The organism is Halostagnicola kamekurae (genome assembly GCF_900116205.1).
In the GTDB taxonomy this organism is placed as follows: domain Archaea; phylum Halobacteriota; class Halobacteria; order Halobacteriales; family Natrialbaceae; genus Halostagnicola; species Halostagnicola kamekurae.
In genome coordinates this window covers 23,488-50,009 of record NZ_FOZS01000003.1, presented here as the reverse complement: position 1 = coordinate 50,009, position 26,522 = coordinate 23,488, and the positions used below count along the sequence as shown (strand labels likewise).

Here is a 26,522-nt window from a genome sequence, read left to right as displayed (position 1 = left end):
ACGGTGTAACGACGGCATGATTTCACGTATCCTCGTTCCCATGGACGGCTCCGAGATGGCTGAACGGGCGCTCGAGTACGCTCTCGAGAACCATCCAGATGCCGATGTTACCGTGCTCCATTCCGTTGGTGGTCCGACGATGATGATGGGGCAAGCGGTCGCGCTCGCACTCGAAGACGACCTCGAGGAAGCGGCTCACGAACGCGCCGAACCCATCTTCGAGCGAGCACGCGAGATCGCAGCACGACGAGACCGAACCTGCGATACGATCGTCGAAATCGGTCATCCCGTTCGACCGATCGTCGAACGGTCGGAGAACTACGATACGGTCGTACTCGGTAGCCACGGAAAGCACAGTGAGGGGGTAACCCGCCAGTTTCTCGTTGGAAACGTCGCGAAGATGGTATTCCAACGAGCACCGGTACCCGTTACGTTCGTCCGGTAGGTATCCGTGCCCGATTGGGCACGAAAGGGCGATCGAGATTTCGGACGAGCGACGAAACCGAGCTGTCGTATCCGGCGCAACCGTCGGATAGTGCGGGATCCGAATTCGATGTTTCGTTCGAGACGCACTCGAGGCCTATCAGTCGACTCGTTCCGCGGCCCTCCGAAGGAGCGGCGGCGTCGCGAGCACCGAAACGAGGACGAGACCGAGTCCCGCGGAGAACAACCGCTCGTCGATGATCCCCGCGGCGAGTGCACCCGTAATGACGACCAACTCGACGCCAGCACGAGGAAGCATGCCGACGCCGACGACCAACGCTTCGTTGGACGGATGGTTCACGAGCCGTGCGCCGATGTAACTCCCAGAAATCTTCACCAGCACTCCCACGACAACGACGGTCACCACGAGGGGATCGAACTGACGGAAGACGGCCGGATCCAACTGCGCTCCGACGTTCACGAAGAATAGGGGGACGAACACGCCGTATGCGATTCCGGATATTCCTTCTCGAATCTCCAACTCCCGAAATCGATCCTGACCGCCGACGAGCAACCCGGCTACCAACCCGCCGACGATCACGTCGAGGCCCGCGACGTCGGCGGCGTAACCGAAAAGAAATAGAATGCCCATAATGCCGATCAAATCGGCAGCCGTCTGCTCGAAGCGAGCGAGTAGCTGCGAGAACCGATCGATCAGCAGCCACTGAACGAGGATCGCACCGAGGAAAAACGCGATTACGAGACCGACAATTCTCCCGTACTGTGCGATTGTTCCACCTGCACGGACTGTCGCGAGCAACAGCGAAAACGAAACGAGACCCACTATTTCTGCGGTGACTGCGGCGCCGACGACATGGAGGCCGTATCGGGTCTCGAGTCGGTCGAGATCGAGAAACACCCGTGCGGTGATTCCGACCGACGTGACACCCATCGTGATCGCCAGGATACCGCTCGCAGCGAGCGAGTAGCCAAAGATGACTCCGACCACAACGCCAGCAGCCGCGGGAAGTCCCACACCGAACAGCGCAACGACAGCGACGGACCCACCGCCTCGCTCGAGGTCAGCGAGATCGATCTCCTCGTAGCCCGCGTCGAACAGCAACAGCATCGATCCGATCGCAGCGAGCAGGGAGAACGGCCCCGACGGATCGACGATTCCCAGAACGGACGTCCCGAGGACGATCCCGACGACGATCTCTCCGAGGATGACCGGCTCACCCGCGCGTTCGAAGAGTTCGCCGAGCAGGAGCGAACCGACGAGCGCGATACCGACCGAGAGAAAGACATGAACGTCCGTCACGGGGACGGTATCCACGTCGAACGATAAAAAATGGCATCGCGTGACATCCGTAATGACAACCTTCTATGGTATAATCGACCGACCCGTTGGTGGTCGGCCCCATTGAGCATCATAAAGCCGGCTGGTAGGTCATTACACCTGGATTTTGTCGTTACGTGTCGCTAATCACCTCTTTTCTCCCCGTCATCGTATCCGGCTCGAGGCTGAAATACCGGAACGTCGTTTCTTTCGGCGGCCGTTCGAAGATGTCGACGAGCGGGATTTGAATCGACCACATTCCCTGTATCTCGGCCGAGTCGTACGGTGCGTCGGCGATGTCCGAGAGCCGACCGGTGGCGACGACACTTTGCCATCCGTCGTCAGTCTTCTCGTGTGCAACGAACGCGATCGGTTTTTCGACGAGCTCGTCTTTCCTGCTGTCTCGCGGGAACGAGAGGCGGTAGTAAAAGCGATTCACGTCCGCACTGTATCCGTACGAAATAGGTATCGATACTGGCGGCTCATCGGGATCCGTCGAGAACGAAACGACGCCCGTTCCACCTCGACCGAGGAACTCGTCGACTTCCTCCTCGGTCATTTGAACCCAGCGCAGTCCTTGCATATCGTCTCGCAGGACGCGTGGATAGAAAGTACCCTACTACAGTACCCCGTACGTTCAGTACGATGAGACCTCCTTCCTCGTGTACCACATTATTCTCACATATAACGTGAACCGCTTCGGCCTACTCCGCCTGGTAGAAACTATACGACGGTTGTCTAAGTGATATCTGACCGGACCGTCTCGAAAGTCAGGCGTAGGCGTCGAACTCCTCGCCGAATATGAGGAAGTAACCCGTCCCGACGACACCGACCGCCGCCGCAATAGTGAAGGCGATTTCGGGGCTAACGAAGTCCCAGAGGTACCCTCCGAGTGCCGCACTCGGAATAACGATCGTATTCCGCAGAAGGTAGTATGCACCGGTGACTCGACCGCTGGCGTCTTGCTCGGCGGGACCGACGATGAGCGCTTTGTGGGACGGCAGGCCCGCAAACCGAAGGCCCGAAAAGGCGAAGATGAGGATTATCGCCCACTGAAGCCCCACCGCCGGGGCGAGCACCTCGGGACCGGCGATGAGGACGATGGGGAAGGTCCCGTAGACGAGAAATCCGAGGGCGACGACGGGTTTGAGGCCGATTCGCTCGGCGAGTTTTGCCGCCGGCGCCATCGTCACCAGCGCGACGAGCATCTCGACGCCCAGCAGGTAGCCGAAGAACGCCGCCGGAGAGAGGTCGATCGCGTAGGAGAACTGGCCGAGCGCAAGTGTGGTTTCGAAGCCGACCTCGTAGACCTGCGTGATGACGAGCACGAAGAACACGTAGACCATGCCGTTGGCGAACCGCACGAGTGTGTCCCCGATCAGCAGCGGCCGGAGCGTGTCCGGCATCTCGCGGAGATCAGAACGAATCTGGCCGAGGCCTTCGAAGTTGTCACCGATCGTGTCCTCACTGGCGTCGTAGAGGACGTGCTGCACGACCGTGCCGATAGCTCCGAAGACGGCCGCGACCGCGAGCACGTACTGGAAGCTCACCGTGAACTCGGCGAAGAGGCCGATCAGCACGGCCGCGAGGACGGGACCGATAAAGAAGGCGGTCCGACGAAACGTTTCGGTGCTCGCGAATCCTGCGGCCAGTTTCGACGGATCGGTCGCTTGCTTGACGACGGCGAACGTCGCACCGAGGCCGAACGACTTCCACGCCTGTGCGAGCAGTAATCCGACGAAAATCCAGACCCACGGCTCGAGCGTCACGCCCGCGATTTCGATCGTGCCGACGGAGGGAGCGAGTAGCCAGACGACGAATCCGAGGGTCGAGAGCAGGCCGAACAGTGTGAGCGCGTATCGAGAGCCGATGCGGTCCGAGACGGCGCCGCCGGGGTAGGGATACACTGCCGAGATAACGTTTCCAACCGTCCCGTAGAGACCGATAACGAAGCCGCTGGTACCGAGTGCTGCCATGTACTCCGGAAGATAGCGGCTAGTCATCTGAAAGCCCAGACTGAACGCGAACATCGCCGCCGAGAGGACCAAGACGTCCCGTTCCAAGGCGAAGAACTGTCTGAACGTGCCTAGCGGGCCCGAATCATCCGCGTCGACGGTGACCTGCTCTTGGCTCATGTGAGTGAGAGACGATATATGCCCGTTTATCGCGCAACGTGGTAAATACTCTTTCTTTAGAAAGCCGAAACCAGCGGTCGAGAGTAGCTGTCGCCGGAGTTGCGGATACTGCTCGAGTCGGGTGATCAGAACGGTGTTCGACGAACGCCGTAAGTGAGTGGGAAAAATTCAGGCGTGGAAAGTGTCCTCGGTAGTTATGTCAACTCGAGCGTTTGAAACAATCACGGCATTACGATCACCATGACAACACTAATTCAGAAATAGCCGTTACGTTCAACCGCAGGAGTGGTTCAACTCACCGGGGCACGTCCACGACGGAGAAGAAAAGCACCTGATTCCCGCAGAAGATCGAGACTCGATGACATACGTCGTTCCACATGAGGGGAACTGACGAAGATGGAACCGTTTTCTCGGACAAATCGTACGAAGCGAACCAGTTACGGTCCCGCGATGCGCCCACGGAGTGGGTTCAAGACTGGGAGTGGCCGTACTATATCCGAACGGAATCGATCGACGACGAGTAACAACCTACACTCGGAATTCCAAGACAGTGCCGATAAGGATCATACAGCCACCGACGAATACCACGAGGAGCTCGGTTGAAGAGATCTCGAGCGCAGGTGGATCGGTCGATACCAACTCGTTCACGGCGCCAGTGATCATCACGACTGAACCGACCGCGACCAGGAGCGCGGGGAGTCCCCACTCTCCAGTGACGAACAGGGCGAGCGCGTTCAAGCCAAATAGTATTCCGATGATGGCAAATAATCCGTTGTAGATGGAGAGACGCTCCATGTATTCGATACCATTTACGATCGGTAATAGTTGACCAGATCGAAACCAGTGCTGTTTGCCGCTTATCAGAGGACTGTCGGCCAGACGAACTGGAACATGAACCAGATGAGGCCGGTCAGTACAGTGGTCATTACGATGTTGAGAATGATGCCGGCTTTCATCATCTGCTCTTGTTTGATGTATCCCGAACCGACACTCATTCAACTGGTGAACTCGTCGTCGACCGCTCTGGAGAATAGATGTTATGGCACTCTCTCTATTGAGCGAACCGCGTCGAGATCGCGACTTGAGGCAGTCGGTCTGCTTCCGCTATGAGTCAGCGTATGTCTTCACCAGTTACAACGGGCGTACGGGAGGTAGAGAGCAATTAGTTCGCGGTGTGGACGTGCTCGCTATGGTCACCCTCGTCGATCGTCGACTCCGAGCGGTGGAGCCAGTAGAGGAACAGGAAGAAGATCGTCGCGAGCACGTTCAGAACCAGTTTGTAGTTCATCTCGATGCTCACTTCCGCGATCTGGACGCTCGAGGCAGACGGGATGACGCCCGCCCCGAGGAAGATGAAGTGGATAACGAAGCCCGTGAGCACGGCTGAGAGGAAGATCATTCCCGAGAGGATCGCCGCGAATTCGGTACCGTAGTACTCGCGGTAGGCGTCCATGATCGGTGGGACGATGAGGTCCGCGTAGATGTAGGAGAGCACCGATCCGAACGGAAGACCGTTCGCGTAGAGGACGGCGGCAAACGGGACGTTCCCGACCGAGCAAACGAACGTGGCGACGCCAATGACCGCCCCAAGCGCTGCCGTCCAGAAAACGTACACCGGCAAGCCGAGCGTCGGGCCCGAGAAGACACTCGTCCAGACGCTTTCGGGGATGAACCCCGAAATGAGACCTGCGAAGATGAATCCGATGGCGATCTCGTCCCAGAGCATTCCCCACTCCGACCACTGTTTGTCGGCGAGCGCCTTCCAGCCCGACAGGGATGTCGCCTGCTCGCGGATAGTGGTGTTTACCTCCTCGGGGTCGAAGCTCTCCTTGCAGGACGCCGAGCAGAAGTAGTACGTCCGACCGTCGTGTTCGGTGGAGTAGTCCGCCTCATTAGGGTCGATCTCCATTCCACAGACGGGGTCCGTTACCGTCGAGTCGTTCTCGTCTTGGACATTCTCTCTGGCCCGTTCAATGACCTCGTCGGGCGTGAGATACACGAAGCCGACCACCATCAGACCGATAAGCATGAACCCGCCGACGACGTCGGCGACCAGGAACTGCCAACCCAACAGGAGATAGATGACGATGCCGATCTCGATGACGAGGTTCGTCGATGCGAACATGAACGCGCCGAGCGTCGCTGCAGCGGACCCACCTTTCTTGAAGAGGTTCTTCGCCGTGGCGATTGCGCTGTAGGAACACGACGAGGAGACGAACCCGAACAGCGACCCGTACCCGATTTCTCGGAGGCCGTGGCCTTCCAATAGGTCCGAGACCTCCTCATCGGACGTCCAGGCCTCGACGCCGCCGGCGATCGCGAATCCGATGACGAGCGCCCACCACGTGATCCACGCCATTGCCGCGGTCGTGGTCAGGAATTGGCGCGTACTCTCGACGAAGAACGCCCACAAGGGTTCCGATGTCGTGAGGGCGCCGAGCGCAACCGTCGCAAGCGCGATAACCGCGAGGATCGCGTATTCCCTTTGCTCCATATCTTCGGTTGTGGGTCTAGACTTTACGGAGTTTCGGCTACCATCCCGCTGGTGAGCCACCATCGCTTTCTGTTTCACGATGTAACATTGAGCATATTGTTAAAATCGGATCTATAAAAATTCTCATCGGCTAACAAATGTTGATGGGACCGGTAAGTACAGATGAACTACTTGGCAGTCATCGGTCAACTGTAACTGCGTGAGAACCAGAGTCGATGTAAAGGTAGTTCCGGCGTAGTGATCGTCGGTGTCTGGACCCAACCGAACTCGGTACAGACGACCGGCACCTCCTCGGCCGGCGCGCCGTACTCGGTATCGAATACTACCAAGGGTCGTCACCGCGAATGCGGTCCTCGAGCACTTCGAGGAGTCAAAGTGAAATCTGGTATCCGAGCCCGTCGTCGGCGACGAGGACAGCCTCGTCGTCGCTCCCCAATCCGGAACGTGAAACCATCCAGACCATAGCTCCTACAGCGATTTACGGACCAAGCAATTTTAAATATGACCCGTCCTATCGGCTGAATATGGGAACTGTTCGGTTCGTGGATACATACGCAGCGTCCTCTCGCACCCGTCTGGTGCACATATCGGACCACAGATCGCTCGAGGGCCGAGATTTACGTCGACACAGAGGGGCATCCAGCACACGTCTGCCAACCCGTCGACTGTCGAAAGAGATGGGTGCTGACACTCACCGACTGTGAGTAGTGAGAATCCACCGCTAGAAAGCGCTGTACGCTCGCCGGTATCTGGTGAGAATCTTCAATGAAAACTGAGAGGCTACTCGAGTGGCGGTCCATCCTCATCGGCTTCGTCGGTGCCGGACTCGTCCTCGCGTTGATGCTGTGGGTCGTCGGTATCGACGGGATCGTTGCACAACTCCGGCGAGCCCAGCCAGCCGTCATCGCCGTTTTGCTCGGTTTCATTCCGCTCTGGCTCACCGCCTGGGGACTCTGCCTGCACACCGTCTTGCGAGCGATGGGAACGCCGATTTCTCGAGTCCAGTCGATCGTCGTATTCACCGCTGCGACCTTCGCGAATCAGGTCACTCCCTTCGGACAGGCCGGCGGTGAACCCATCAGCGCGTTCTTGATCTCGAAGACCGCAGATACGGAGTACGAGAACGGACTGGCCGCGATCGCAAGCGTCGATACGCTGCACTTTTTCCCCTCGATCGGCATGGGGATAGTCGGTATCGGTCTGTTCGCCCTGCGTGGACTCGACTTCGATCAAAACCTCCTCCTCGCCAGTTTCACTGTCGTCGTGCTCCTGACCGGGTTCGGTCTCGCGCTCACGCTCGGATGGCGATTCCGCGATCGGATCGAGGCGACGGTCCTCTCCGTAATCCCGCCGATCACCCGCTGGATCGGTCGGACCGTCCCGCGTATTGAGACGCCGACTCGAGCGGACATCGAGCACCGCATAGACGGATTTTTCGCTTCTATCGACCGAATCGCCAGCAATGGGCGACTTCTCGTTCTGGCCGGACTGTTCTCGTGTGCCGGGTGGCTCACGCTGGCGATCTGTCTATGGATATCGCTGGCGTCGATCGGTGTTACCGTCCCCTTCGTGGCGATGCTCGTGGTGTTGCCAGTCGCCAGTATCGCCGGGATCTTCCCACTTCCGGGCGGTATCGGCGGCGTCGAGACGGCGTTTATCGTTCTGGTCGTCTCTACGACTGGCGTTGCGACGACGGCTGCGACGGCTGCCGTCGTCATCTATCGGGGAGCGACCTACTGGCTCCCAATGCTGGTTGGTGGCGGCATCGCCGCTGTTATCGTGGACAACCTGTATCGCCGTCATTGACGTTCGAACGGCTCACGAAACTGTGATTCGTACCGGATTTCTGGACGTACAATTGAACCTATAAGTTTATAGTATTGCTATCACAACTCTGGGGTATGACGTCCCTCCACCGATACCTCGCAGCCGCTGGTATCGCCGTTCTCACGGCGGTAGCGTTGCTTGGCGATTTCCGTGTCGTCGAGCACGTGACTTCGTTCTTCGAGATCGTGTTCGCACACCCGTTTTGGTTCCTCGACACCGTCCTCGACGTACGCGTGTGGTTCGCGGTCGCCGTCGTAATCCTCGCGGCCTCGTTGCTGTTGTATCTCTATGGGCTGTTCCGAGAGGATTCCGACGCGCTGGTCCATGCGGGCCGGTCCGTCGAGGCGGTGGTCCCCGTTCACGACGAATCCGACGTGATGCACCGGTCGGTAGAACATCTCGTGGCTTCGACCTACGAGGACCTCGCTATCACGATCATCTGCGAACCGGACGATCAGCCCTCTCTCGCTCGAGCCGCCGAGCTGGCCGCCGAACACGACCGAGTCGAGTACATTCAAAACCGTCGGCCGGGATCGAAGGCGGGCGCGCTCAACGACGCCATCGACCGCAGCGATGCCGACGTGATCGCGATGTTCGACGCCGATCAGGAACCGCACCCGGAGCTGATCGCCCACGGAATGGCCGCGTTACGAGATCATGACATCGCGCGGGTTCGGAGCCTCCCTCGACCGACGGGACGGATCGAATCGATGGCATACTACGAGTACCTGCTGCTCTTTTTCCTACCCCAGAAGCTCGCTCGGACTATCCTCGGACTCGGCATCGTCGGCACACGCAGTGTTCTGATAGAGCGCTCGGTCTTCGACGAGGTCGGCCTGTTCGACGAGGAGACGCTGACCGAAGATATGGACTTCACCCATCGGTGTCATCAGGCCAACTGCTCGGTTCGAGAGCTGTTGTACTATCCCTGTTACGAGGAGGCGGCACACACCCTGCGTGACTGGTGGGGCCAGCGAGTCCGCTGGATATCCGGCCACGTCTCCGTCTGTCATCGCCACCTCAGCGATTGGCGCAATCTCCGCGACCGCGCGTTTCTGAGTTCGCTCCTGTCACTCGTGGGGACGTTCGCCGTCGGCTCACTCCTCTCGGTGACCGTCCCGCTGCTCGTGCTCGTCGCCCTCGCTCACCCCGGAGTCGTCGCTATGGGGCTGTCCGGCATCTACGGAATCACGCTCACAACCCGTGGGATAGACAATTACACCGCCGACACCGAGGGATTCGATCTGGCGTGGCTGCTCGTCCCGGTGGCACTGACGCTGTTCGGGCTCGTCGTCGTACAGGTGGTCGTTAGCTATGTCGTCGGACGGGAGACCAGCTGGTACCAGGTGGAAAAACACGGTCGATGACGAAACGGCGATTTCGTTGCGGGATAGTTCGATTTTTGATCGGTTTCTCGTGGGTATGTCACTCGAGACGCGACCGGAATCCATATTTGTCATACTCTGAATATAATTTGGGGGATGGTCTGATTCACACTCCTCCTATGTATTATCTATTTAATGATTTGTTAAGGTCGTACAGTCCACAGTAATGTGCTTACTCCCCAAGAAAACTCAGCTGCTTTCGTGAAGTTACCTACGGGGTAGGAAAACTGACACCGCACGTCGCAAGCAGAAGACCTCCGACTCATGCGGTTTCGGTTGACGGAATCGACCGAATCACCAATGCTTGCGCCTCAGAAGAACTGAACCGTAGCCATCAACGTGAAAACGGTAGTACACGAAACCGGTTTTCTCGGCGTCCTGAAGCAGAAGATAGTAGGTGACCCATATTTTCCGGTCAGCGATCCCGATATCGTGAACGAATCCCGAGTCAAGATTCATTTCAGAATATACACAATACTAACTGGGACCTTTCCCATCAGTATTTCGCCATATCGAGTTGCAACGTAACTTTTCACGAGACTATAATCTACATTAATAATATAAATATCGGAAAATAAGAGAAGTATCGCGTGGCGAATACCGATTAAATGGGAGTATGATGGTAACGGGAACGGCCGATGCCTCACCAAACAGCGAGACGATGCGAGCAGATGCAACTCGGGCTCTGGCCGACCGGGTCGTCCCCACACGCTGATATGATCGTCGACGGCGCAGATGAACGCCACCCCCGTGTGGACAGCCCCAGCTCATCCGTTACTGATCGTCTTCGAGCGTTTGCTGACGGACCGACCCGTGTCGAGCACGGAATTGACCAGTATTACGGTCGTACATGTGTAATCAAATCTGCGACTCGAGATCGAGTCTGCTGCTGAAGTCTCGATCAGCGGGGACCGGGCATGACAGAGCGTGTTCGCCTCGACTGAACGGTTACGAGAACATCACGTTCACTTCGATCGTGTTCGCCGTGGATAACAGTTCGTTGTCGAGATTGTTTTCCTCCCACTCGTTCGCGAGTCGGTGTTCCGGCCCGGTGACGGTGACGGCGCCGTAGACGGTCCCGTCGTTGTCCAGAATCGGGGCGGCGATGGCACTGACCCCGTGGAGATACTCCCCCTGATTATACGCGATTCCCTCCTCGCGAACCGTGGCGAGTTCGTCGAAGAGGGCGTCTCGATCCGTGATCGTCTTCTCGGTGAAGACGGGGAGTCCCCACTCGTCGATAATCTCGTCGACTCGCTCCGCTGAAAAGTGCGCGAGCATGGCCTTCCCGCCGGCCGAGTTGTGAAGGTAGGTATGCGTTCCGACGTCGATATCGCTCGTGAACGAGCGGCTGCCCTCCCTGACGTTGATGACCGTCCCGAGGCCGTTCTGGGGTGTCGAACAGAGCACCCGTTCTCCGGTGCGCTCCGACAGCGCCTCGATGGGCTCGGTCGACGCCTCGTACAGTGGTTCGGCGTGTTTGACGTGCTCGCCGAAGGAAAGGAATCGAAGGCTCAGTCGGTACTCGTTGCCTTTCTGGACCACGTACCCCTTCGAGCACAGCGTCGTCAGGTGGGCGTGGACCGTACTCTTCGCGAGTCCGGTCCGCTCTGTAAGCTCCGTTACGCCGGCTCCATCGGCCTGCCACAGTGCCTCGAGGATATCGAGGGTTTTGACCACTGCCTCGACCCGATTTCCTCCGTCCGTGCGTGTCGTTGCCATAATTCGTGTTCCACGAAGTTCAGTAAAACTGTTCCGCTCTAATGAACGGAAATCGAACCCGAAAAAATCCCGTCGAATCGCGTTCGTTCGTTTCAGACGCTAATTTAGCCGATACGCGCCGTCGGATCGATTACGAGCCGATTGAATCTGTGTCACACGGTAACGTTTAAGTAGGACGTTATGAAAGGCAAGTTATGGACTTTAGCGAACCGTCCGAAGCGGTGCAAATCAAGAAGGCGCTCGACGAATTCATCAAGCAGGAGGTCGCGCCTCTCGAGACCGAGTACGACGAGTTCCTCGGTGCGGACTACGAGAAACACATCGTCGACGAGGATCATCGGCAGGTCCCCGAGTATCGAAATATCGTCGAGCAGATCCGCCAAAAATCCGTCGAGGCGGGCTTCTACGGCATGACGATGCCCGAGGAGGTCGGCGGCGGCGACGTCGATATCCTCACCCGCGCCATCGTCGGCGAACACATGTCCAACCGGCCGCCGGGCTTTCACAGCGCCATTTTCGGCGGCGCGGGCGGCCCGACGCCCATTCTGCTCGCCTGCGACGAGCGCCAGCGCGAGGAGTATCTCGAGCCGCTGATGGACGGCGAGATCACGACCTGCTTCGCGCTGACCGAGCCGGGCCACGGCAGCGACGCCCACCACATGGACACTCGCGCGGAGAAGAGCGAGTCGCGTAGCGACTCGGAACGAAGCGGCACCGCCGCGGAGAAAGACGGCGACGAGTGGGTCATCAACGGTCAGAAGGTCTACATCACGAACGCGCCCTACGCCGACTTCGCGATGGTCTTCGCTCGCACGAGCGGCGAAGACGGCGACCTCGGCGGGATCACGTGTTTCCTCGTCGACGAGGAGACGCCCGGGTACGAAATCGGGACGATCCACCGCGCGATGGGAATGACCCCCGGCACGCACGCCGAAATCCACCTCGACGATTGCCGCGTCGGCGAGGAGCAGGTGCTGGGCGAGGTCGACAAGGGGTTCCAGTCCGCGATGGACTGGATCGGCGGCGGCCGGATCAACATCGCCGCCGGCGCGGTCGGGACGGCCGAGTACCTGCTCGATCTGTCCGTCGAGTACGCCCGCGACCGGGAGACGTTCGGAAAGCCAATCGGCCACCGGCAGGGGGTGTCGTTCCAACTGGCCGAACTCGCGACCGACATCGAGCAGGTCCGCCAGCTCTACCGCTACGCCGCCTGGAAAATGGACAACGGCGAGCGCGCCCGCAAGGAGGAGTCGATGGCGAAGCTCCGCGGCGCGAAACTCGCCAACGACGCGGCCGACATCGCGATGCAGGTCCACGGCGGGGCCGGTTTCATGAAGGACTTGCCGATCGAGCGCAACTACCGCTCGGCGCGGGTCTTCCGCATCTTCGAGGGAACCGACGAGATCCAGAAGCGAACGATCGCCCGCGAACTCATCTGAGATGGGTGAATCGACGGATCGAGGCGCGAGCGCCGCGAGCGAGGTCTCCCGCATCGACTTCGACATCGAGTGGCCGCCGAAACACGCCGCTGCCTACCTCATAGAGGAGCCGGCGCCGATCCTGATCGACGCCGGAGACCCTCGAGAGCGCGCCGAAGCGACGATCCGCGAAGGGCTCGCGACGAGAGGATACGATCCCGCGGACATCGAAGCGGTCGTCGTCACCCACCCCCACACCGATCACATCGGACAGATACCGCTGTTACGCGAGGCCGGTGCCACGGTCTACGCTCCCCGCCCCGTCCTCGAGCAACTCGAGCGCGATCCGGCCGACCTCGCCGCTGGCGTCCGCAATATCGGTCTCTCGGCGGGCTACCGCGGCGAGGCCATCGAGCGCGAGATTGAGCGTGCGACGTCGTCGCTCGAGCGCAACCGCGACCTGCTCGCCTCCGAGGGAACGATTCCCTTCGCGTTCGACGAGTCGTTTACCGTCTCGGGTCGAGAGTTCGAGCCGATTCACACGCCCGGGCATCAGGTTCATCACGCCGCCCTGGCGACGGATTTGAACGGCGAGCGCGTCCTCTTTTCGGGAGACGCGCTCATCGAGCCGTTCCGATCGGGGGCGATCAACGTCGGTATCGACTACGGGGCCTACGAGGCCGTCGACGACTTCCACTGCACGATGGACCGCCTTGAGGGGCGCGCCGTGGATCGGGTCTTTCCCGGCCACGGCCCGGTCTTTACCGACTACGCGAGCGCCATCGAGAACACGCGCTCGAAACTCGAATCGCTCACGGGGGAGACCCTCGAGGCGGTGACGGCCGTCGGGCCGGCGACGCCCCGGGAGATCACCCGGAACCGCGCCGGCGAGGTCCGGTATCCGGCCCAGTTGCTAGACACGCTCGGGGCCCTAGGAACGCTCGACGATCGGGATAGAGTCGAGTTCGAGGAGCGCGACGGCGTCCGCTACTACTCGTTCGAGAAAGCCTCGCCGTAATCTATGGAGAAGACGACGCGGTTCTCGGCAGCGACGACCGGTCCGCCGCCCGCGAGGACCTATGAAACGTCGACGGCGGTCACGCGTTACCCCTCCGTTCGCTCCTCGAGCTTGTACTTCTGGATTTTGCCGGAGGTAGTACGTGGCAGTTCCTCGATGAACTCGACCTCGCGGGGGTGTTTGTAGGAGGCGACCTTGTCGAGGAAGTACTCCGTAATCTCCTCGCCCGTGACGTCTTCGCCGGCTTCGACGCCCGGTGTGGTGACGACGTAGGCCTTCGGCACTTCGTTGCGCCGCTCGTCCGGGATCCCGACGACGGCGCCCTCGGCGACGGCCTCGTGTTCGGCCAGCACCTCCTCGAGTTCGCTGGGGTAGATGTTGTAGCCCGCTGAGTTGATCATGTGCTTCTTCCGGTCGACGATCTCGTAGTAGTTGTCGGCGTCCCGGCGGGCGATATCGCCGGTCCGGAAGAAGCCGTCCTCGGTGAACGACTCCTCGGTTGCTGCGGGCATGCCGTGGTAGCCTTTCATCACCGACGGGCCGCGCACCAGGAGTTCGCCCTCCTCACCGATGCCGACCGTCTCGCCGCTTCCGTCGACGATCACGGCCTCGGTCATCCGGGTCGGTTGGCCGATCGTCCCGTGGCGGAGGCCGAATGTCGAACCGCTCTGGGTGTGGGTCGCGCCGGTGGTTTCGGTGAGCCCGTACCCCTCCGACAGCTCGACGCCGGCGGTCTCCTCGAATTCCTCCTGGACGGCGACGGACATCTTCGCCCCGCCCTCGGAGACCGATTCGAGACTGGTCAGGTCGAACGCCCCGAACTTCTCGCTGTTTATCATATCGACGTACATCGCGGTGACGCCGACGTAGTGGCTGATCTCCTCCGTCTCGATCAGTTCCATGGCGGCGTCGCCGTCCCAGTTCGCGGCGCTGCGCAGGTAGACGCTGCCGCCCCGGACGAGGGGTTGCCAGGCGGTGTGCGTGAAGCCGGTGATGTGATAGAGCGGGAGCCAGACGAGGCTCCTGACGTCCTCGTCCGCGACCGCCTGCTCCTGCGAGAGGGTCACGAACGTCTGGGCCCGAAAGTTCCGGTGAGTCAGTTGGACTCCCTTGGGTTTGCCCGTGGTTCCCGAGGTGTACGGCAGGAGGGCCACGTCGTCGTCGGCCCGTTCGACGAATCGCTCCTCGCCGCGAACGTCGTCGAAAGCGTGGATGTCGTCACTATCGCCGCCGACCGAGATGATCACCGGTTCCCGGTCGATCGCCTCAAGGGCTTCCTCGAGGTGGGGCGCGACGGCCTCGTGGGTCAGGACGACCGAGGCGTCGGTATCCTCGAGTTGATAGGTCAGTTCCCGTTTGCGGTACTGGGGATTGACCGGCGAGACGACGACACCGGCCTTGAACGCACCGAGCGCGCCGATCAGGTACGGCGGACAGTTCGGGAGGTACTGGAGCATGATATCTCCGGGCTCGATTCCGAGGTCCGCCAGCCCGCCGGCGAACCGGGCGCTTTCGGTCCGCAGGTCGTCGTGGGTACGCGCCCGTCCGTGGTACTCGATGGCCTGGGCGTCGCCGTGCAGTTGGGCTGTCTCGTCGTGGAGGCGGGCCACGTTCCCTTCTCTGCCATCCTCGGTAACGTCTGCCAAATTCATGTCCCATGGTATCACGGAATGGTATAAAATAGTACCTATGTTTGGCAGAGTGAGGCACACGATGCTGTTACGTTGGTAGCGAATGTGGTAGAATCAAACAACAGTGGTGTCCGTTCGGGAAATGGTGTGTTACTTCTCACCACAATCTATTTGTGTTCGGTCCGGATATCGGATGACCATGGTACAACGTGTCGCGCGGAGGGATACCCGTGGCTGAACCGGTCATCGTAGGCGTCGCCGAGAGCGAGCTCGGCGAGACGCCCGACCGGAACTGGCTGGACAACGCCGCCATCGCAACCGTGCGCGCCGTAGAGGACGCCGGCTGCACCCTCGAGTCGGTCGACGGCATCGCGGTCGCCGGCGGCGAGGACTACATGCCCGCGCTATTGCTGTCCGAGTACCTCGATCTCGACGACCCCTCGTTCCTCGAGGGGACGGAGATCGGGGGCTCGTCGTTCGAGCACTTCTGCGGGCACGTCCGTGACGCGATGGTCCGTGGGGAGACGGACGTGGTAGTCGTCGCCTACGGCTCCACGAGCAAGACCGGCCCGGACCGGGACCGATCGCTCGCGGAGACCCATCCCGTCGACGGCTTCGTTCGACCGACGGGGCTCTTCCGGCCGCCCGGTGCCTACGCGATGGCGGCGCGCCGGCACATGCACGAGTACGGCACGACCGAGGAACAGCTCGCGGAGATCGCCGTCGCGACCCGCGAGTGGGCCGCGATGAATCCGAAAGCGGCCCAGCGAGAGCCGATTTCGATCGACGACGTGCTCGAGTCCCGACCGATCGCAGAGCCCTTTACCCTGCTCGACTGCTGTCTCGTCTCCGACGGTGGCGGCGCGGTCGTGCTGGTGAGCGAGGCGAAAGCGCGGGAACTCGGCGTTCCGGAGATCGCCGTCGCGGGCGTCGCCTCGACGAGCACCCACCGCCAGGACATCAGCGAAATGCCGGACATGACGACCACTGGGGCGGCGGTGACGGGACCGAAGGCGTTCGCGCAAGCTGGAATCACCCACGACGACGTCGATGTCGCCGAAATATACGACTCATTTACCTACACCGCGCTGGTCACCCTCGAGGACCTGGGCTTCTGCGAGAAGGGCGACGGCGGCGAGTTCGTCTCCGGCGGCACGACCGCCCCCGGCGGCGAGCTGCCGATGAACACGCAGAGCGGCGGGCTCTCGTACTGCCACCCCGGCCACTTCGGCGTCTTCGTTCTCATCGAGGCCGCCCGCCAGCTCCGGGGCGACTACGAGGGCAATCGGCAGGTCGACGACGCTGAGGTGGCCGTCGCCCACGGTACCGGCGGTGTGCTCTCCTCGAGCAGTACCGTTGTCCTCCGGAGGGAATCATGACCGGACGAGTCGAGGACTGCCGCGAGGAGTGGGACGGCCCGGTTCCGGTCCCGACCGGCGCGACGGTCCCGTTCTGGGAGGGAACCCTCGAGGGCGAACTGCGCTACCAGGCCTGCGACTGCGGCCACCGCCAGCTCTACCCACGGGCGGTCTGTACCGTCTGCGGCGCCGAGGACCCGCCGTTCGAGGACAGCGAGGGCGTCGGAACGATCTACACCTACACCGTCTGTCACGTCCCCGGCGAACCCGGGTTCGGTGATCGGACGCCGTATATCGTCGGCGCGATAGACCTCGCGGAGGGTCCCCGCCTGCTCGCCCTGCTCGACGCCGATCCCGACAACCTCGAGATCGATGCGGCGGTCGGCGTCACGTTCTGGCGAGTCTCCGACGAGGCGGCGATTCCGGTGTTCGCGCCGGAGTAGTCGAGCCGACGGAAAATCGGTCGCATCGTTTCGCTTCCCTACTCGAGGTCGGCCGTCGCAGTTCCGGTCAGCAGCGTTTCACCCGCTACCGTCCGCGCCTCGAGTTCCGTCTCCACCGTGCCCGCATCGGCGTCGATCCCGGCGACTTCGCCGCTCGCGACGACGGTGTCGCCGGGGAAGACCCTCGACTGGAACCGAACGCCGAAGCTCGTCACGTCCCGCAGGTCGAACCAGTTGGCGACGACCCGCGAGGTGACGCTGGCGGTGAACATCCCCGGGCCGAAGACGCTCTCGTTGCCCGCCGCCGTCGCGTAGGGCTCGTCGTAGTGGATCGGATTGAAGTCGCCGCTCGCGCCGGCGTACTTCACGAAGTGCTTGCGCTCGAGGTCCTCGACGACGACCGTCGGACCGGTCGCGCCGGGCTCGAGTCCGTCGACCGTTCGAACGCGCTCGAACTCGTCGACTGTCGATCCGGGAGTCTCGGGGGCCGCGTCGGCGGTGGCGCTGTCGAGTTCGGCCCCCTCGTCGCTGGCAGACCCGTCGGCGTCGTTCTCGGCCGCGTCCTCGTCGTCCATCGAGCTCTCGTCGTCGATCGCTCCTTCGGTCTCGATCGCCGTCGAGCGGTCGATCAGGACGAGTTCGCCATCCGGCGTCCGGTACTCGGTCTCGAGAACGGCGAAGGTCATCGTCCCCGCGCGGCCGCCCTCGCGCTGGAAGACGTCCGCGAGCGTGGTCGTTCCCTCGAGGACATCGCCGACGTAGACGGGGCGTTCGTACTCGTAAGCCTGCTCGCCGTGGATGACGTACTCCGGCTGGAAGGCGAGGTCGAAGCCTTTGCCGTCGACATCGTCGGGGGTGTACCGCGGGAAGCGAGCGACCTGCGAGTAGGTCAGCGGCGCAGGGACGCGGTCGTGGCCCCGGTCGGCGGCGACCGATTTGTCACGGAAGACGGCATCGTCGGCCGTGATCGCTCGGGCGAACTCCTCGACTTTGCCGGGTTCGATGCGGAACTTTTCGGTGGTGGCTCGGGAGTCGCCGACCATCGCCTCGAGTTCCTCGATGGGTCTATTCGGCATCGTGGCCCTCCGTGGCTCGAGCGGGTGTGGTTTTCGGTCGTCGGTTCGTCGCATCGGATCGCACCTCGGATCTGCGGTGGCCGCGTTTCATTGCCGTCATGGTTTGTGGACGACTGACATAACAGTACCCCTCTCGGACGCTATTCTCGCGGGCTCCTCGACCGATCTGAATTCGCCGGCCGGAGTACGACCGTCCCACGTGCGGCGTGTCCTGCTATCGTGGCACCACTGCGTCGCCACGCCCTCCCCAACCGATTCGTTCGCTCCCTGCGTCGCTCACTCATCCCTCGCACGAGGCTGTCGCGCCCTCGCGAGCGCTCGGTCGGCCGCCAGCGCGCGCCACCACATGCCGCCGGGCGAGGCAACCCCCGCGTGGAAGGACCCCGAAGCGAGACTCATGTTACCAGTACCCATATATTTTTCAGCTCGAGTGACAAACCACGGGCAACATGGAGGCCGATATCGTCTCCGCGGAGACGCTCATGGAACCGCCATACGACGGTAACGGGGCGCGCCTCCTCGAGGAGCGCGGAATCGAACCGTGAGCGAGCCGTACACGGAGATGCGATCAGGTGGGTATCACGACGATGTCTGAAGAGTCAATCTACTCGACGGCGGAGATCAGGACCATCGCGCTGGCGGTCATCGCCGGCGTGTTCTTCGGCGGCGTCGCGACCGGCGTCGCGTTCCCGACGCTGCCGCTGCTCGACGAGCGACTTGTCATCTCCGCGCTCATCCTGAGCGTGATCCTCTCGGCCAACCGTATCGCGCGGCTGTTCATGAACACGCCCGCCGGGACGATCATCGACCGGATCGGCGCGCGGACCCCGATGATCTTCGGCCTCTTCACGCAGGCGCTGGCCCCCTTCGGCTACGTCGTCGGCCTCCACGCGCCGCCGACCGATCTGGGAACGGTGCCGATACTCGGGGACGTGTCGCTTCCGGGCGTCGTATTCGTCGTCTCGCGGCTGTTCTGGGGCGTCGGCAGCGCGTTCGTCTTCATCGGCGCGTTCGCGACGATCACGTACGTCACGACGGCCGACAACCGCGGCCGGTGGGTCGGCTACATGCGCGGGGGCCAGTCGCTCGGCTTCCCGACCGGGCTCGTCCTCGGCGGCCTCCTGACGGATCTCGCGAGCATGCAAACGGCGTTTCTCACCGCCGGGTTCCTCGCGTTGCTCGCCGGCACCGTCGCGACGCTCGTCCTGCCCGACGTCCACGCCGGCGCGGACGGGCGGGCCGCGAAGCTCCGCGAGGTCCCCGCGCTGCTCGCCGCCAACCCGACCGTCGTCCTGATCGGCTACGGCAACTTCGCCGTCCGCTTTCTCTGGGGCGGGATCGTCCTCTCGACGCTGGCCCGCTACGCCAGCGACTACGGCCTCGAGCTCTCTACGCTCGGTGCGGCCGGCATCAGCGGGATCGTGATGGGGCTGGGCGTGATCACCTCGGGGTCGATGACGGTCGTCACCGGCTGGGCGTCAGACATGGTCAGCGACCGGACGCTGCTGACGGTGCCCGCGTTCCTCTCGATGGGCGCGGGCTTTCTGATCATCGCCTACGTCCCGACGCTCGAGGCGCTGCTCGGAGCGATCGTTCTCGTCGGCGCGGGCATGGGCGCTGCCGCGCCTGCGATGTTGGCGATCGTGGGCGATCTGACGCCGGGCGACGAACTCGGGCGAATGGGCGGCGTCTACCAGGTGATGGGCGACGTCGGCCTCAGCCTCGGGCCCCTCGTCGCCATCCCCGCGGTGGACCTCTGGTTCGGCTACCAGCTGACCTACATTCTGTGTGCGGCGCTCGTCTTCAGTTGTCTGACGGTCGTCTCGCTGCCGCTGCTACGCAACCCCGAAGTCTCGCGGGCGGGCGTGAAAGCGGATTGAGGTCGCCGATATCGCGGGGATCGGTGGTCGTTCCCCGCCTCGAACCCGATACCCCACTCACGGACGAAGCTTTGATGTTTGGCCGCTAACATTGTTATTAACTATCATGGTGAAGACACGCATTCGAGGCGCAGTCGCCCGGGTGCGTCCGCGACTCCCCGCGGTCGCAGTCGCGTTCGCCGCGGGACTGGCCGCAGTGGGAGGATCCTACCTGTCCGTGGGTCGACGGCCGGCCTTCGTCGCGACGCCGTTCGATCGACTCGTGGTGGTGCTCAGCCCGGACGCCCTCGTGACCTTCGCGATCACGCAGCTCGGAACGCTGGGCCATCGGCTGGCGTTCCTGACGGCCATCGCGGCGACCGGCGCGGTCTTCGGTCTGGTCACCGTACCCGGCGCGGCGTTCGTGCTCGCTCGAGGCCCCGTATCCCGCGTGCTGTCTCGCGGGAGCGCCACGATCGTCCTCGGCGCGACACTCGGAGCGGTCCCGCCGGGCCTCCTCGCGTACGGACTAACGCGCTCGGGGTTGTCGGCGCTCGGCGCGGCCGGCGGAGCGGAATTCGCCCTGCTCGCGACCGCCGGGACGACCGCGCTCGTCGCTGGCGAGGACCCTCCCACCGGATCGCTCGCCCGGCGGCGCGTCCTCGGAGCCGTCGGATCGGCGATCGGCGTGGGCGCGCTCGGCCTCTTCGTCCGCGGAACCAACGAGGAATCGTTCCCCTCTCCCCTCGAGATCCCAGCGGACGCCCGACCCGAGGTACGGGAGTTGCTCGAGCAGGCGAAAGCGCAGTCGTTCGACGTCGAGGGCCTCGAGCCGCTGGTCAGTACGGACTTCTACGAGGTCGACATCGGCAACGTCGACCCCGACGTCGACCGCGAGGAGTGGTCGCTCTCGATCACCGGCGCGGTCGGCGAGAGCGCAGAGTACGACTTCGAGGCCATCGAGGGCATGACCCTAGCGGACCGGTTCGCGACCCTGCGATGCGTCGGCGACCAGCTCAACGGCTGGCAGATGGACACCGCGCTCTGGAGCGGCGTGCCCGTCCGGCGTCTCCTCGAGGCGGCGGAACCGGAGGGCGATCGCGTCATTTTACACGGCGCGGACGGCTACTACAACGAGTTCCCGCTCGAGGCCCTGTGGTCGGGGCTACTGGCCTACCGGATGAACGGGCGACCGCTGCCGCGAGCACACGGCGCGCCGGTTCGCGCGCTCGTTCCGGGCCACTGGGGCGAGATCAACGTGAAGTGGCTGACCGAGATCGAGGTTCGCGACGAAGACACCACGGGCTACTGGGAGCACCGGGGCTGGCACGGCACCGGCCCGGTCAACACCGTCGCCAAGCTCTGGCAGACCCACTCCCTGGGAAGTGGCCGCTTCGAGGTGGCCGGTCACGCCTACGCCGGCACCAGAGGTATCGGGGCGGTCGAGGTTTCGACCGATGGGGGCGACACCTGGGTCGACGCCGAACTCTCCGATCCCCTTCCTGGCGAGGACGTCTGGCGACAGTGGTGCCACGAGTACGGGGCGGGCGGGCGTCACGAAGTAATCGTTCGAGCCCGTGACGGCGACGGGAACCTGCAGATTCCCGAGAAGGACGGTCCGCGTCCCGACGGTGCCACCGGCTGGGTTTCCGAGACCGTCACACCGCAGTGAGTGTCGGATCGTTTCTCCGGCGTGAATTCGAAAAAACGGCTCGCAAGCGGAGAACCGAAACGACCCTGCAACCGACCCCTCAATTCGTATGGAAAAACATGAGGTTTATATGGATATGGAGGAATGCTATCAATAGCCAATATGGCTTGAGACCGAATGACACGGGATACTATCAACAGGCGTCGGGTACTTACGGGAGCAGGTGTCGGAATCGCTTCGGCGATCGCGGGGTGTATAGGTGGCGGCGGCGGCAGCGATGGCGTCCACTTCATCACGGACTATTACACCGGTCCCTGGGAGAGTCTCTGGGAGGAACTCGAGTCGGCGTTCACCGACGAGACGGACATCGCCATGAACATCGAGGAGGGCGGTATGTCCGGAACGCAGGAGGGGCGACTCTCGCAGTTGATTCAGGCCGGCACGCCGCCGGACGCGAACACCTCGACGTTCGATCAGGTGGCCGATATCTGGGAGACAGACCAGCTCGAAACTGTAAACGACGTGGTAGCGTCGATCGAGGAAGTCAACGGGGAGATAAACACCGAGGCGTTCCTCGGGGAGGGTGACGAACTCTATCAGATCCCACACGGGCTGTACGTGTCTAACTTCCAGTACCGAGCGGATGTCTACGACGAACTCGGACTCGAGGAACCCGAGACGTTCGACGATGTCCTCGAGAACGCACAGGTCATCGACGATTCAGAGGAGTACCCCAACATGCGCGGGTACGGACTCGCCGGTGCACCGACCGGCAAGAGTCAGGACGAACTCCTCGTCCTCCTAGCGAGCGCTGGCATCTCGGGGATCGGCCTTCGCTGGAGCGATCCGGACGCCCGCGAGGAACTCGAGGTCTGGTGGCCCGAGGAGACGGTGACCGAGGTGTTGCAGTACGCCAAGGACCTCGCCGAGTATTCGCCCGATCCGACGAGCATCGGCTGGTCCAGTTCGCTCAGCAGTTGGGTCCAGGGGAACTACGGCCAGTGTTATCACCTCAACTGCTGGCCGATCGGCGTCACCGCACAGCAGGCCGAAGCGAACGACAGTGACGAGTTGCGCGCGGTGGCCGAGAACACCGAGGTCATCCCGTACCCGATGCTCGACGGAGTCGACCCGGACGAGAACTGGCTGTCCTCGCCGGCCCCCGACGGGTATCACATCTTCGCCGGCGGTGAGCGGCCGGGCGACGCCAAGGAGTGGTTCGAGTGGCTCTACGCCGATAGTATGGAGCGGACCGTCAGCTTTTACCAGACGGATCCTGGCCGGTTCCTGCCGACCTACGCCGACGTGCTCGGATCGGACGAGTTCCAGAACCAGGACATCTTCGAGGCGCATCCTCACTTGCTCGAGAAACTCGAGTACGTTCAAGACGAGATCTGGGGGAACCACTACGGCAGCGTCGACGAGGCAAACACCTCCTCGCCGGAGTCGCTTTACATGCAGCGCCAGTGGTTCTACGGCGAGATGATCAACCGCGTGGTCACCGAGTCCGACTCCGTTCAGGAGGCCTACGACTGGGGCTACGAACAACTCGAAGAGGCCTTCTCGGAGGCCCAGGACACGTTCGGATAGTCGATGAGACGCAACTTAGCACGCGGTCGAACGCACTCGGACGCTATCGGCGTTCAAAATTTAGCCTGATGAGTGGAATTACTACCGGGCTGTCAGTTTGGCCCTTAGCCGACGTTTGAGGGGGTAGCGATAGAGCGAGCGAATCGTTTATATGCTACCGTGAGATTAACACACACATGCAGAGGGGACACAGATATGGCCAGTGAGACCGGAAAATCGGTACGAACCGGCAGGGCGTACGTTCCGTGGGACGACCTCCCGGTACGGCGAGAGACGGTCGTCGGGGTCGCGACCGTTCTGCCCGTCATCGTCCTGTACCTACTCATCGCGGCGCTCCCGATCGCGTTCGCGTTCTGGGCATCGTTACACAACATCCACACGCTCAACCCCGAGTGGCAGTGGGCTGGCTTCTCGAACTACCGCGAGGTCCTGAACATCTCCACGTTCTGGGGCTCGCTGTGGCGAGGGATCGTCTACATGGTCGGCAGTACGCTCCTCCAACTCGCCGTCGGGCTCTGGATGGCGCTTGTGCTCAATCGCATCACCCGCGGGCAGAAACTGCTCACCGCGGTGGTCTTTACTGCCTATCTGATCCCGACGATCATCGTTTCGCTGGTGGCGATGCGGATCTTCGATCCGGCCGGCGGCGTCTTCCAGATGATAGGAGCCGAGTGGTTCGGCCTGTGGGGCACACAGGAGGCGCCGCTCGGCTCTCGAGACTGGGCCATGCAACTGCTGATCCTCATCGGCACCTGGAAATTCGCCGTCTTCGTTACCATCTTCACGCTCGCGCAACTGCGCGCGATTCCGGACCGGTTCTACGAGGCGGCCAAGATCTGCGGCGCGAACCGATGGCAGATGTTCCGAGACATCACGCTGCCGCGTCTCATGGGTATCGTGACGGTCGTCGTCTTGCTCCGTTCGGTCTTCATGTTCAACAAGTTCGATATCATCTGGCAGCTCACGGAGGGCGGACCCGGCAACGCGACGACCACCCTGCCGATACTGGCCTACAAGACCGTCTACACGGAACAGGCCTACGGACTCGCCAACGCAATTTCCGTCGTCATGTTCCTGTTCTTGCTCGCGTCGGCGATCATCTACTTCAAACTGTTCAATCCCAGCGAGGAGGTCGAAACAACCACATGAGCCAAAACGAACCACCGGGAGGCATCTTCGGCCTCTCCTACGACAGCGAAACCCGCGCCTTCGAAGCACTGAAACTCGTCAGCACCGCGATCATCGTACTCGTCGGCGTCTGGCCAATCTACTGGATCGCCCAGCTGGCTTTCACCGATTACGAGACGGTCGAGAACGTTGTCACGGTTTTCCCCACGCAGGACATCTTCACACTCGGTAATTTTTCCGTGTTGACACAGCCGGAGATGTACACCTACATGATCAACACGGTCGTGGTCGCCATCGGGACCATCGTGACGGTCGTCCTCGTGTCGCTGGTCGCCGGCTACGGCCTCGCGAGACTGGAGTTCCCATACAAGGAGCACTTCGCTCGAGTCCTCCTCATCGGCTATCTCTTCAGCCCGATCGTCATCGGAATTCCGCTCTATCAGATCTGGCAGAACATCGGGCTGCTCAGAACTCGTGTCGGGCTCATCATCGCCCTGTCTGCGATCTCCATGCCCTTCTCGGTCTGGCTGATGTGGAAGTACATCATGACGATCCCAGAGGCCCACGAGGAGGCAGCGTGGGTCGATGGCGCATCACGGTGGCGCGGTTTTCGAGACGTGGTCGTGCCCCAGTGTCGGCCGGCGATCATCGCCGCGGCGCTGTTCGCGTTCGCGCTCGCCTGGAACGACTTCACGTTCGCTGAGATCCTCCTGCCCGAGACCGACACCACGACGTTCGCACCCGGAATCCTCCGGGCGATGGGACAGGCGCAGTTCCTGCCCGACGCCTACCTGATGGCGATCTCGCTGGCCATGACGCTCCCACCGCTCCTGTTCGCCTACTTCATGCAGAGCTACCTGCTGAAGGGGTTCCAGGTCAGAGCGCTGTGAGTGAACAGTACCTTTACAACGAATACCACGAGAAATACTAACATATGACAGATATCAAAATCCGGAACCTGACGAAGGTGTATCGGGAATCGGGCAACGAAATCGTCGCCGTCGACGACGTCGATCTCACGATCGAGGACGGCGAATTCGTCACACTGGTCGGCCCCTCCGGTTGCGGGAAGACCACGACGCTTCGCTGTGTCGCGGGGCTGAACAAGCCGACCAGCGGGACGATCACGTTCGGTGACCGCGACGTGACGGACAAGCCGGTCCAGGAGCGCAACATCGCGTTGCTCTTCCAGGACATCGCGCTGTACCCGCACATGAGCGTTCAGGAGAACATGGCGTACGGCCTCAAGATCGCCGGATTCTCTCGAGAGGAACGGATCGCACGCGTCGAGGAGGCCGCCGAACTGCTCCAGATTACCGACCAACTCGAGAAGATGCCGGCCGATCTCTCGGGCGGCCAGCAACAGCGCGTCGCGCTGGGCCGGTCGCTCGTGCGCGATCCGGAGATCTTCCTGTTCGACGAGCCGATGTCGGATCTAGACGCCAAGCTCAAGGCCGAACTGCGCCCGGTCATCGAGAAGGTGACCGACGAGATCGGCTGTCCGACGCTGTACGTGACCCACGACCAGGAGGAAGCGATGACCATGTCCGATCGGGTCGCAGTCATCAACGACGGCGAACTGGCTCAGGTCGCCCCACCGAAGGAGGTCTACGACGAACCGGACTCGCAGTTCGTCAGCCAGTTCATCGGCCAACCATCCACCCAGTTCTTCGACGGTAACGTCCGGTCGGTCAACGGCACGGCAGAACTCGACGTCGGCGGCTACGAGTACGACCTCGCTCGCGACGGCCTCGACGGTTGGGCTGACGAGGGCGTCCGCGTCGGGATCCGCCCCCAGTACATCCGGACCAGCGACGATCCCGGGACCGGCATCCCGGCGACGCACCTGCTCGACGAGCCGCTGGGCGACGCGACCCACAGCTTCTTCGACACCGAGTTCGGCGAGATCGTCGTCGTCACCGGCCCCGACTTCGAGGGCGACGGGGAGGAGTACGGCCTCGTCTTCGACGACGAGTACATCCAACTGTTCGATACTGACTCCGGCGTCCGGATCGCGTAATCGGG

The 26,522-nt window shown here is 62.0% G+C and carries 23 protein-coding genes; 14 read left to right on the top strand and 9 right to left on the bottom strand.

Annotated elements, in window-relative coordinates:
• Positions 1-16 precede the first annotated feature (16 nt).
• Positions 17-445 carry a universal stress protein gene (locus BM348_RS14140; protein ID WP_092905687.1) on the top strand — a complete coding sequence of 143 codons (429 nt, stop codon included), beginning with the start codon at positions 17-19 and terminating at the stop codon, positions 443-445.
• A gap of 138 nt (positions 446-583) precedes the next feature.
• On the opposite strand, the gene BM348_RS14135 is transcribed toward BM348_RS14140, so the two are convergent.
• From BM348_RS14135 to BM348_RS14125, 3 genes are all read right to left on the bottom strand, one after another.
• Entirely contained in the window at positions 584-1,744 is a 1,161-nt protein-coding gene (locus BM348_RS14135) for a cation:proton antiporter (RefSeq protein WP_175507196.1), read from the bottom strand.
• A 151-nt stretch (positions 1,745-1,895) separates the two neighbouring features.
• On the bottom strand, positions 1,896-2,345 hold the full coding sequence (locus BM348_RS14130; protein ID WP_092905683.1) for a pyridoxamine 5'-phosphate oxidase family protein: 450 nt from the start codon (positions 2,343-2,345) through the stop codon (positions 1,896-1,898).
• 187 nt (positions 2,346-2,532) lie between these two features.
• The gene (locus BM348_RS14125) at positions 2,533-3,897 is read right to left on the bottom strand and encodes an MFS transporter (RefSeq protein WP_092905682.1); all 1,365 of its coding nucleotides are present in this window, start codon (positions 3,895-3,897) and stop codon (positions 2,533-2,535) included.
• A 377-nt stretch (positions 3,898-4,274) separates the two neighbouring features.
• Here BM348_RS14125 and BM348_RS21855 point away from each other — a divergent pair, with 377 nt between their 5' ends.
• Positions 4,275-4,421, top strand: coding sequence for a hypothetical protein (locus BM348_RS21855; protein WP_245779462.1), 147 nt, complete (start codon positions 4,275-4,277; stop codon positions 4,419-4,421).
• A gap of 4 nt (positions 4,422-4,425) precedes the next feature.
• Here BM348_RS21855 and BM348_RS14115 read toward each other — a convergent pair whose 3' ends face one another.
• The 3 genes from BM348_RS14115 to BM348_RS14110 form a co-directional block, all read right to left on the bottom strand.
• On the bottom strand, positions 4,426-4,692 hold the full coding sequence (locus BM348_RS14115; RefSeq protein WP_092905680.1) for a hypothetical protein: 267 nt from the start codon (positions 4,690-4,692) through the stop codon (positions 4,426-4,428).
• Positions 4,693-4,757: 65 nt separating this feature from the next.
• Positions 4,758-4,892 (bottom strand): hypothetical protein, encoded by a 135-nt coding sequence (locus tag BM348_RS22210; protein ID WP_281244705.1) that lies wholly within the window; start codon positions 4,890-4,892, stop codon positions 4,758-4,760.
• Positions 4,893-5,059: 167 nt separating this feature from the next.
• Positions 5,060-6,391: a permease gene (locus tag BM348_RS14110; RefSeq protein ID WP_092905678.1), complete on the bottom strand. Its 1,332-nt coding sequence runs from the start codon at positions 6,389-6,391 to the stop codon at positions 5,060-5,062.
• A 765-nt stretch (positions 6,392-7,156) separates the two neighbouring features.
• Between BM348_RS14110 and BM348_RS14105 the strand changes: the two genes are divergently transcribed.
• Together BM348_RS14105 and BM348_RS14100 are read left to right on the top strand one after the other, a co-directional pair.
• Entirely contained in the window at positions 7,157-8,197 is a 1,041-nt protein-coding gene (locus tag BM348_RS14105) for a lysylphosphatidylglycerol synthase transmembrane domain-containing protein (RefSeq protein WP_092905676.1), read from the top strand.
• A gap of 95 nt (positions 8,198-8,292) precedes the next feature.
• Positions 8,293-9,585: a glycosyltransferase gene (locus tag BM348_RS14100; protein WP_092905673.1), complete on the top strand. Its 1,293-nt coding sequence runs from the start codon at positions 8,293-8,295 to the stop codon at positions 9,583-9,585.
• A 966-nt stretch (positions 9,586-10,551) separates the two neighbouring features.
• Here BM348_RS14100 and BM348_RS14095 read toward each other — a convergent pair.
• On the bottom strand, positions 10,552-11,325 hold the full coding sequence (locus tag BM348_RS14095; protein WP_092905671.1) for an IclR family transcriptional regulator: 774 nt from the start codon (positions 11,323-11,325) through the stop codon (positions 10,552-10,554).
• A gap of 194 nt (positions 11,326-11,519) precedes the next feature.
• Here BM348_RS14095 and BM348_RS14090 point away from each other — a divergent pair, with 194 nt between their 5' ends.
• Both BM348_RS14090 and BM348_RS14085 read left to right on the top strand, forming a co-directional pair.
• Positions 11,520-12,764 (top strand): acyl-CoA dehydrogenase family protein, encoded by a 1,245-nt coding sequence (locus BM348_RS14090; RefSeq protein ID WP_092905669.1) that lies wholly within the window; start codon positions 11,520-11,522, stop codon positions 12,762-12,764.
• Position 12,765: 1 nt separating this feature from the next.
• Positions 12,766-13,761 carry an MBL fold metallo-hydrolase gene (locus BM348_RS14085; protein ID WP_092905667.1) on the top strand — a complete coding sequence of 332 codons (996 nt, stop codon included), beginning with the start codon at positions 12,766-12,768 and terminating at the stop codon, positions 13,759-13,761.
• A gap of 86 nt (positions 13,762-13,847) precedes the next feature.
• On the opposite strand, the gene BM348_RS14080 is transcribed toward BM348_RS14085, so the two are convergent.
• Positions 13,848-15,413 carry a class I adenylate-forming enzyme family protein gene (locus BM348_RS14080; RefSeq protein ID WP_092905665.1) on the bottom strand — a complete coding sequence of 522 codons (1,566 nt, stop codon included), beginning with the start codon at positions 15,411-15,413 and terminating at the stop codon, positions 13,848-13,850.
• Positions 15,414-15,622: 209 nt separating this feature from the next.
• Here BM348_RS14080 and BM348_RS14075 point away from each other — a divergent pair, with 209 nt between their 5' ends.
• Positions 15,623-16,771, top strand: a complete 1,149-nt coding sequence (locus BM348_RS14075; protein WP_092905663.1) for an acetyl-CoA acetyltransferase — start codon at positions 15,623-15,625, stop codon at positions 16,769-16,771.
• Positions 16,768-17,193, top strand: coding sequence for a Zn-ribbon domain-containing OB-fold protein (locus BM348_RS14070; protein WP_092905661.1), 426 nt, complete (start codon positions 16,768-16,770; stop codon positions 17,191-17,193). The genes BM348_RS14075 and BM348_RS14070 overlap by 4 nt, the downstream gene beginning before the upstream one ends.
• 38 nt (positions 17,194-17,231) lie before the next feature.
• Here BM348_RS14070 and BM348_RS14065 read toward each other — a convergent pair whose 3' ends face one another.
• The gene (locus BM348_RS14065; protein ID WP_092906368.1) at positions 17,232-18,269 is read right to left on the bottom strand and encodes a MaoC family dehydratase; all 1,038 of its coding nucleotides are present in this window, start codon (positions 18,267-18,269) and stop codon (positions 17,232-17,234) included.
• Between the two features lie 587 nt (positions 18,270-18,856).
• Here BM348_RS14065 and BM348_RS14060 point away from each other — a divergent pair.
• The 6 genes from BM348_RS14060 to BM348_RS14035 all read left to right on the top strand — a co-directional run bounded on the left by BM348_RS14060 (position 18,857) and on the right by BM348_RS14035 (position 26,517).
• A complete protein-coding gene (locus BM348_RS14060; RefSeq protein WP_092906366.1) occupies positions 18,857-20,149 on the top strand; it encodes an MFS transporter in 1,293 nt (430 codons plus the stop codon).
• Between the two features lie 106 nt (positions 20,150-20,255).
• Positions 20,256-21,800 carry a molybdopterin-dependent oxidoreductase gene (locus BM348_RS14055; protein WP_092905659.1) on the top strand — a complete coding sequence of 515 codons (1,545 nt, stop codon included), beginning with the start codon at positions 20,256-20,258 and terminating at the stop codon, positions 21,798-21,800.
• Between the two features lie 156 nt (positions 21,801-21,956).
• On the top strand, positions 21,957-23,369 hold the full coding sequence (locus BM348_RS14050) for an ABC transporter substrate-binding protein (RefSeq protein WP_175507195.1): 1,413 nt from the start codon (positions 21,957-21,959) through the stop codon (positions 23,367-23,369).
• 195 nt (positions 23,370-23,564) lie between these two features.
• On the top strand, positions 23,565-24,518 hold the full coding sequence (locus BM348_RS14045) for a carbohydrate ABC transporter permease (RefSeq protein WP_092905657.1): 954 nt from the start codon (positions 23,565-23,567) through the stop codon (positions 24,516-24,518).
• Positions 24,515-25,387: a carbohydrate ABC transporter permease gene (locus BM348_RS14040; protein WP_092905655.1), complete on the top strand. Its 873-nt coding sequence runs from the start codon at positions 24,515-24,517 to the stop codon at positions 25,385-25,387. The genes BM348_RS14045 and BM348_RS14040 overlap by 4 nt, the downstream gene beginning before the upstream one ends.
• Before the next feature lie 44 nt (positions 25,388-25,431).
• Complete coding sequence (locus BM348_RS14035; RefSeq protein WP_092905653.1) at positions 25,432-26,517, top strand: ABC transporter ATP-binding protein; 1,086 nt, start codon at positions 25,432-25,434, stop codon at positions 26,515-26,517.
• Positions 26,518-26,522 lie beyond the last annotated feature (5 nt).

Bases quoted from the DNA above. Each gene is read 5' to 3' on its own strand.
- BM348_RS14140 (WP_092905687.1), top strand. From the start codon at position 17: ATGATTTCACGTATCCTCGTTCCCATGGACGGCTCCGAGATGGCTGAA.
- BM348_RS14130 (WP_092905683.1), bottom strand. From the start codon at position 2,345: ATGCAAGGACTGCGCTGGGTTCAAATGACCGAGGAGGAAGTCGACGAG.
- BM348_RS14125 (WP_092905682.1), bottom strand. From the start codon at position 3,897: ATGAGCCAAGAGCAGGTCACCGTCGACGCGGATGATTCGGGCCCGCTA.
- BM348_RS21855 (WP_245779462.1), top strand. From the start codon at position 4,275: ATGAGGGGAACTGACGAAGATGGAACCGTTTTCTCGGACAAATCGTAC.
- BM348_RS14115 (WP_092905680.1), bottom strand. From the start codon at position 4,692: ATGGAGCGTCTCTCCATCTACAACGGATTATTTGCCATCATCGGAATA.
- BM348_RS22210 (WP_281244705.1), bottom strand. From the start codon at position 4,892: ATGAGTGTCGGTTCGGGATACATCAAACAAGAGCAGATGATGAAAGCC.
- BM348_RS14110 (WP_092905678.1), bottom strand. From the start codon at position 6,391: ATGGAGCAAAGGGAATACGCGATCCTCGCGGTTATCGCGCTTGCGACG.
- BM348_RS14105 (WP_092905676.1), top strand. From the start codon at position 7,157: ATGAAAACTGAGAGGCTACTCGAGTGGCGGTCCATCCTCATCGGCTTC.
- BM348_RS14100 (WP_092905673.1), top strand. From the start codon at position 8,293: ATGACGTCCCTCCACCGATACCTCGCAGCCGCTGGTATCGCCGTTCTC.
- BM348_RS14095 (WP_092905671.1), bottom strand. From the start codon at position 11,325: ATGGCAACGACACGCACGGACGGAGGAAATCGGGTCGAGGCAGTGGTC.
- BM348_RS14090 (WP_092905669.1), top strand. From the start codon at position 11,520: ATGGACTTTAGCGAACCGTCCGAAGCGGTGCAAATCAAGAAGGCGCTC.
- BM348_RS14085 (WP_092905667.1), top strand. From the start codon at position 12,766: ATGGGTGAATCGACGGATCGAGGCGCGAGCGCCGCGAGCGAGGTCTCC.
- BM348_RS14080 (WP_092905665.1), bottom strand. From the start codon at position 15,413: ATGAATTTGGCAGACGTTACCGAGGATGGCAGAGAAGGGAACGTGGCC.
- BM348_RS14070 (WP_092905661.1), top strand. From the start codon at position 16,768: ATGACCGGACGAGTCGAGGACTGCCGCGAGGAGTGGGACGGCCCGGTT.
- BM348_RS14065 (WP_092906368.1), bottom strand. From the start codon at position 18,269: ATGCCGAATAGACCCATCGAGGAACTCGAGGCGATGGTCGGCGACTCC.
- BM348_RS14060 (WP_092906366.1), top strand. From the start codon at position 18,857: ATGTCTGAAGAGTCAATCTACTCGACGGCGGAGATCAGGACCATCGCG.
- BM348_RS14055 (WP_092905659.1), top strand. From the start codon at position 20,256: ATGGTGAAGACACGCATTCGAGGCGCAGTCGCCCGGGTGCGTCCGCGA.
- BM348_RS14050 (WP_175507195.1), top strand. From the start codon at position 21,957: ATGACACGGGATACTATCAACAGGCGTCGGGTACTTACGGGAGCAGGT.
- BM348_RS14045 (WP_092905657.1), top strand. From the start codon at position 23,565: ATGGCCAGTGAGACCGGAAAATCGGTACGAACCGGCAGGGCGTACGTT.
- BM348_RS14040 (WP_092905655.1), top strand. From the start codon at position 24,515: ATGAGCCAAAACGAACCACCGGGAGGCATCTTCGGCCTCTCCTACGAC.
- BM348_RS14035 (WP_092905653.1), top strand. From the start codon at position 25,432: ATGACAGATATCAAAATCCGGAACCTGACGAAGGTGTATCGGGAATCG.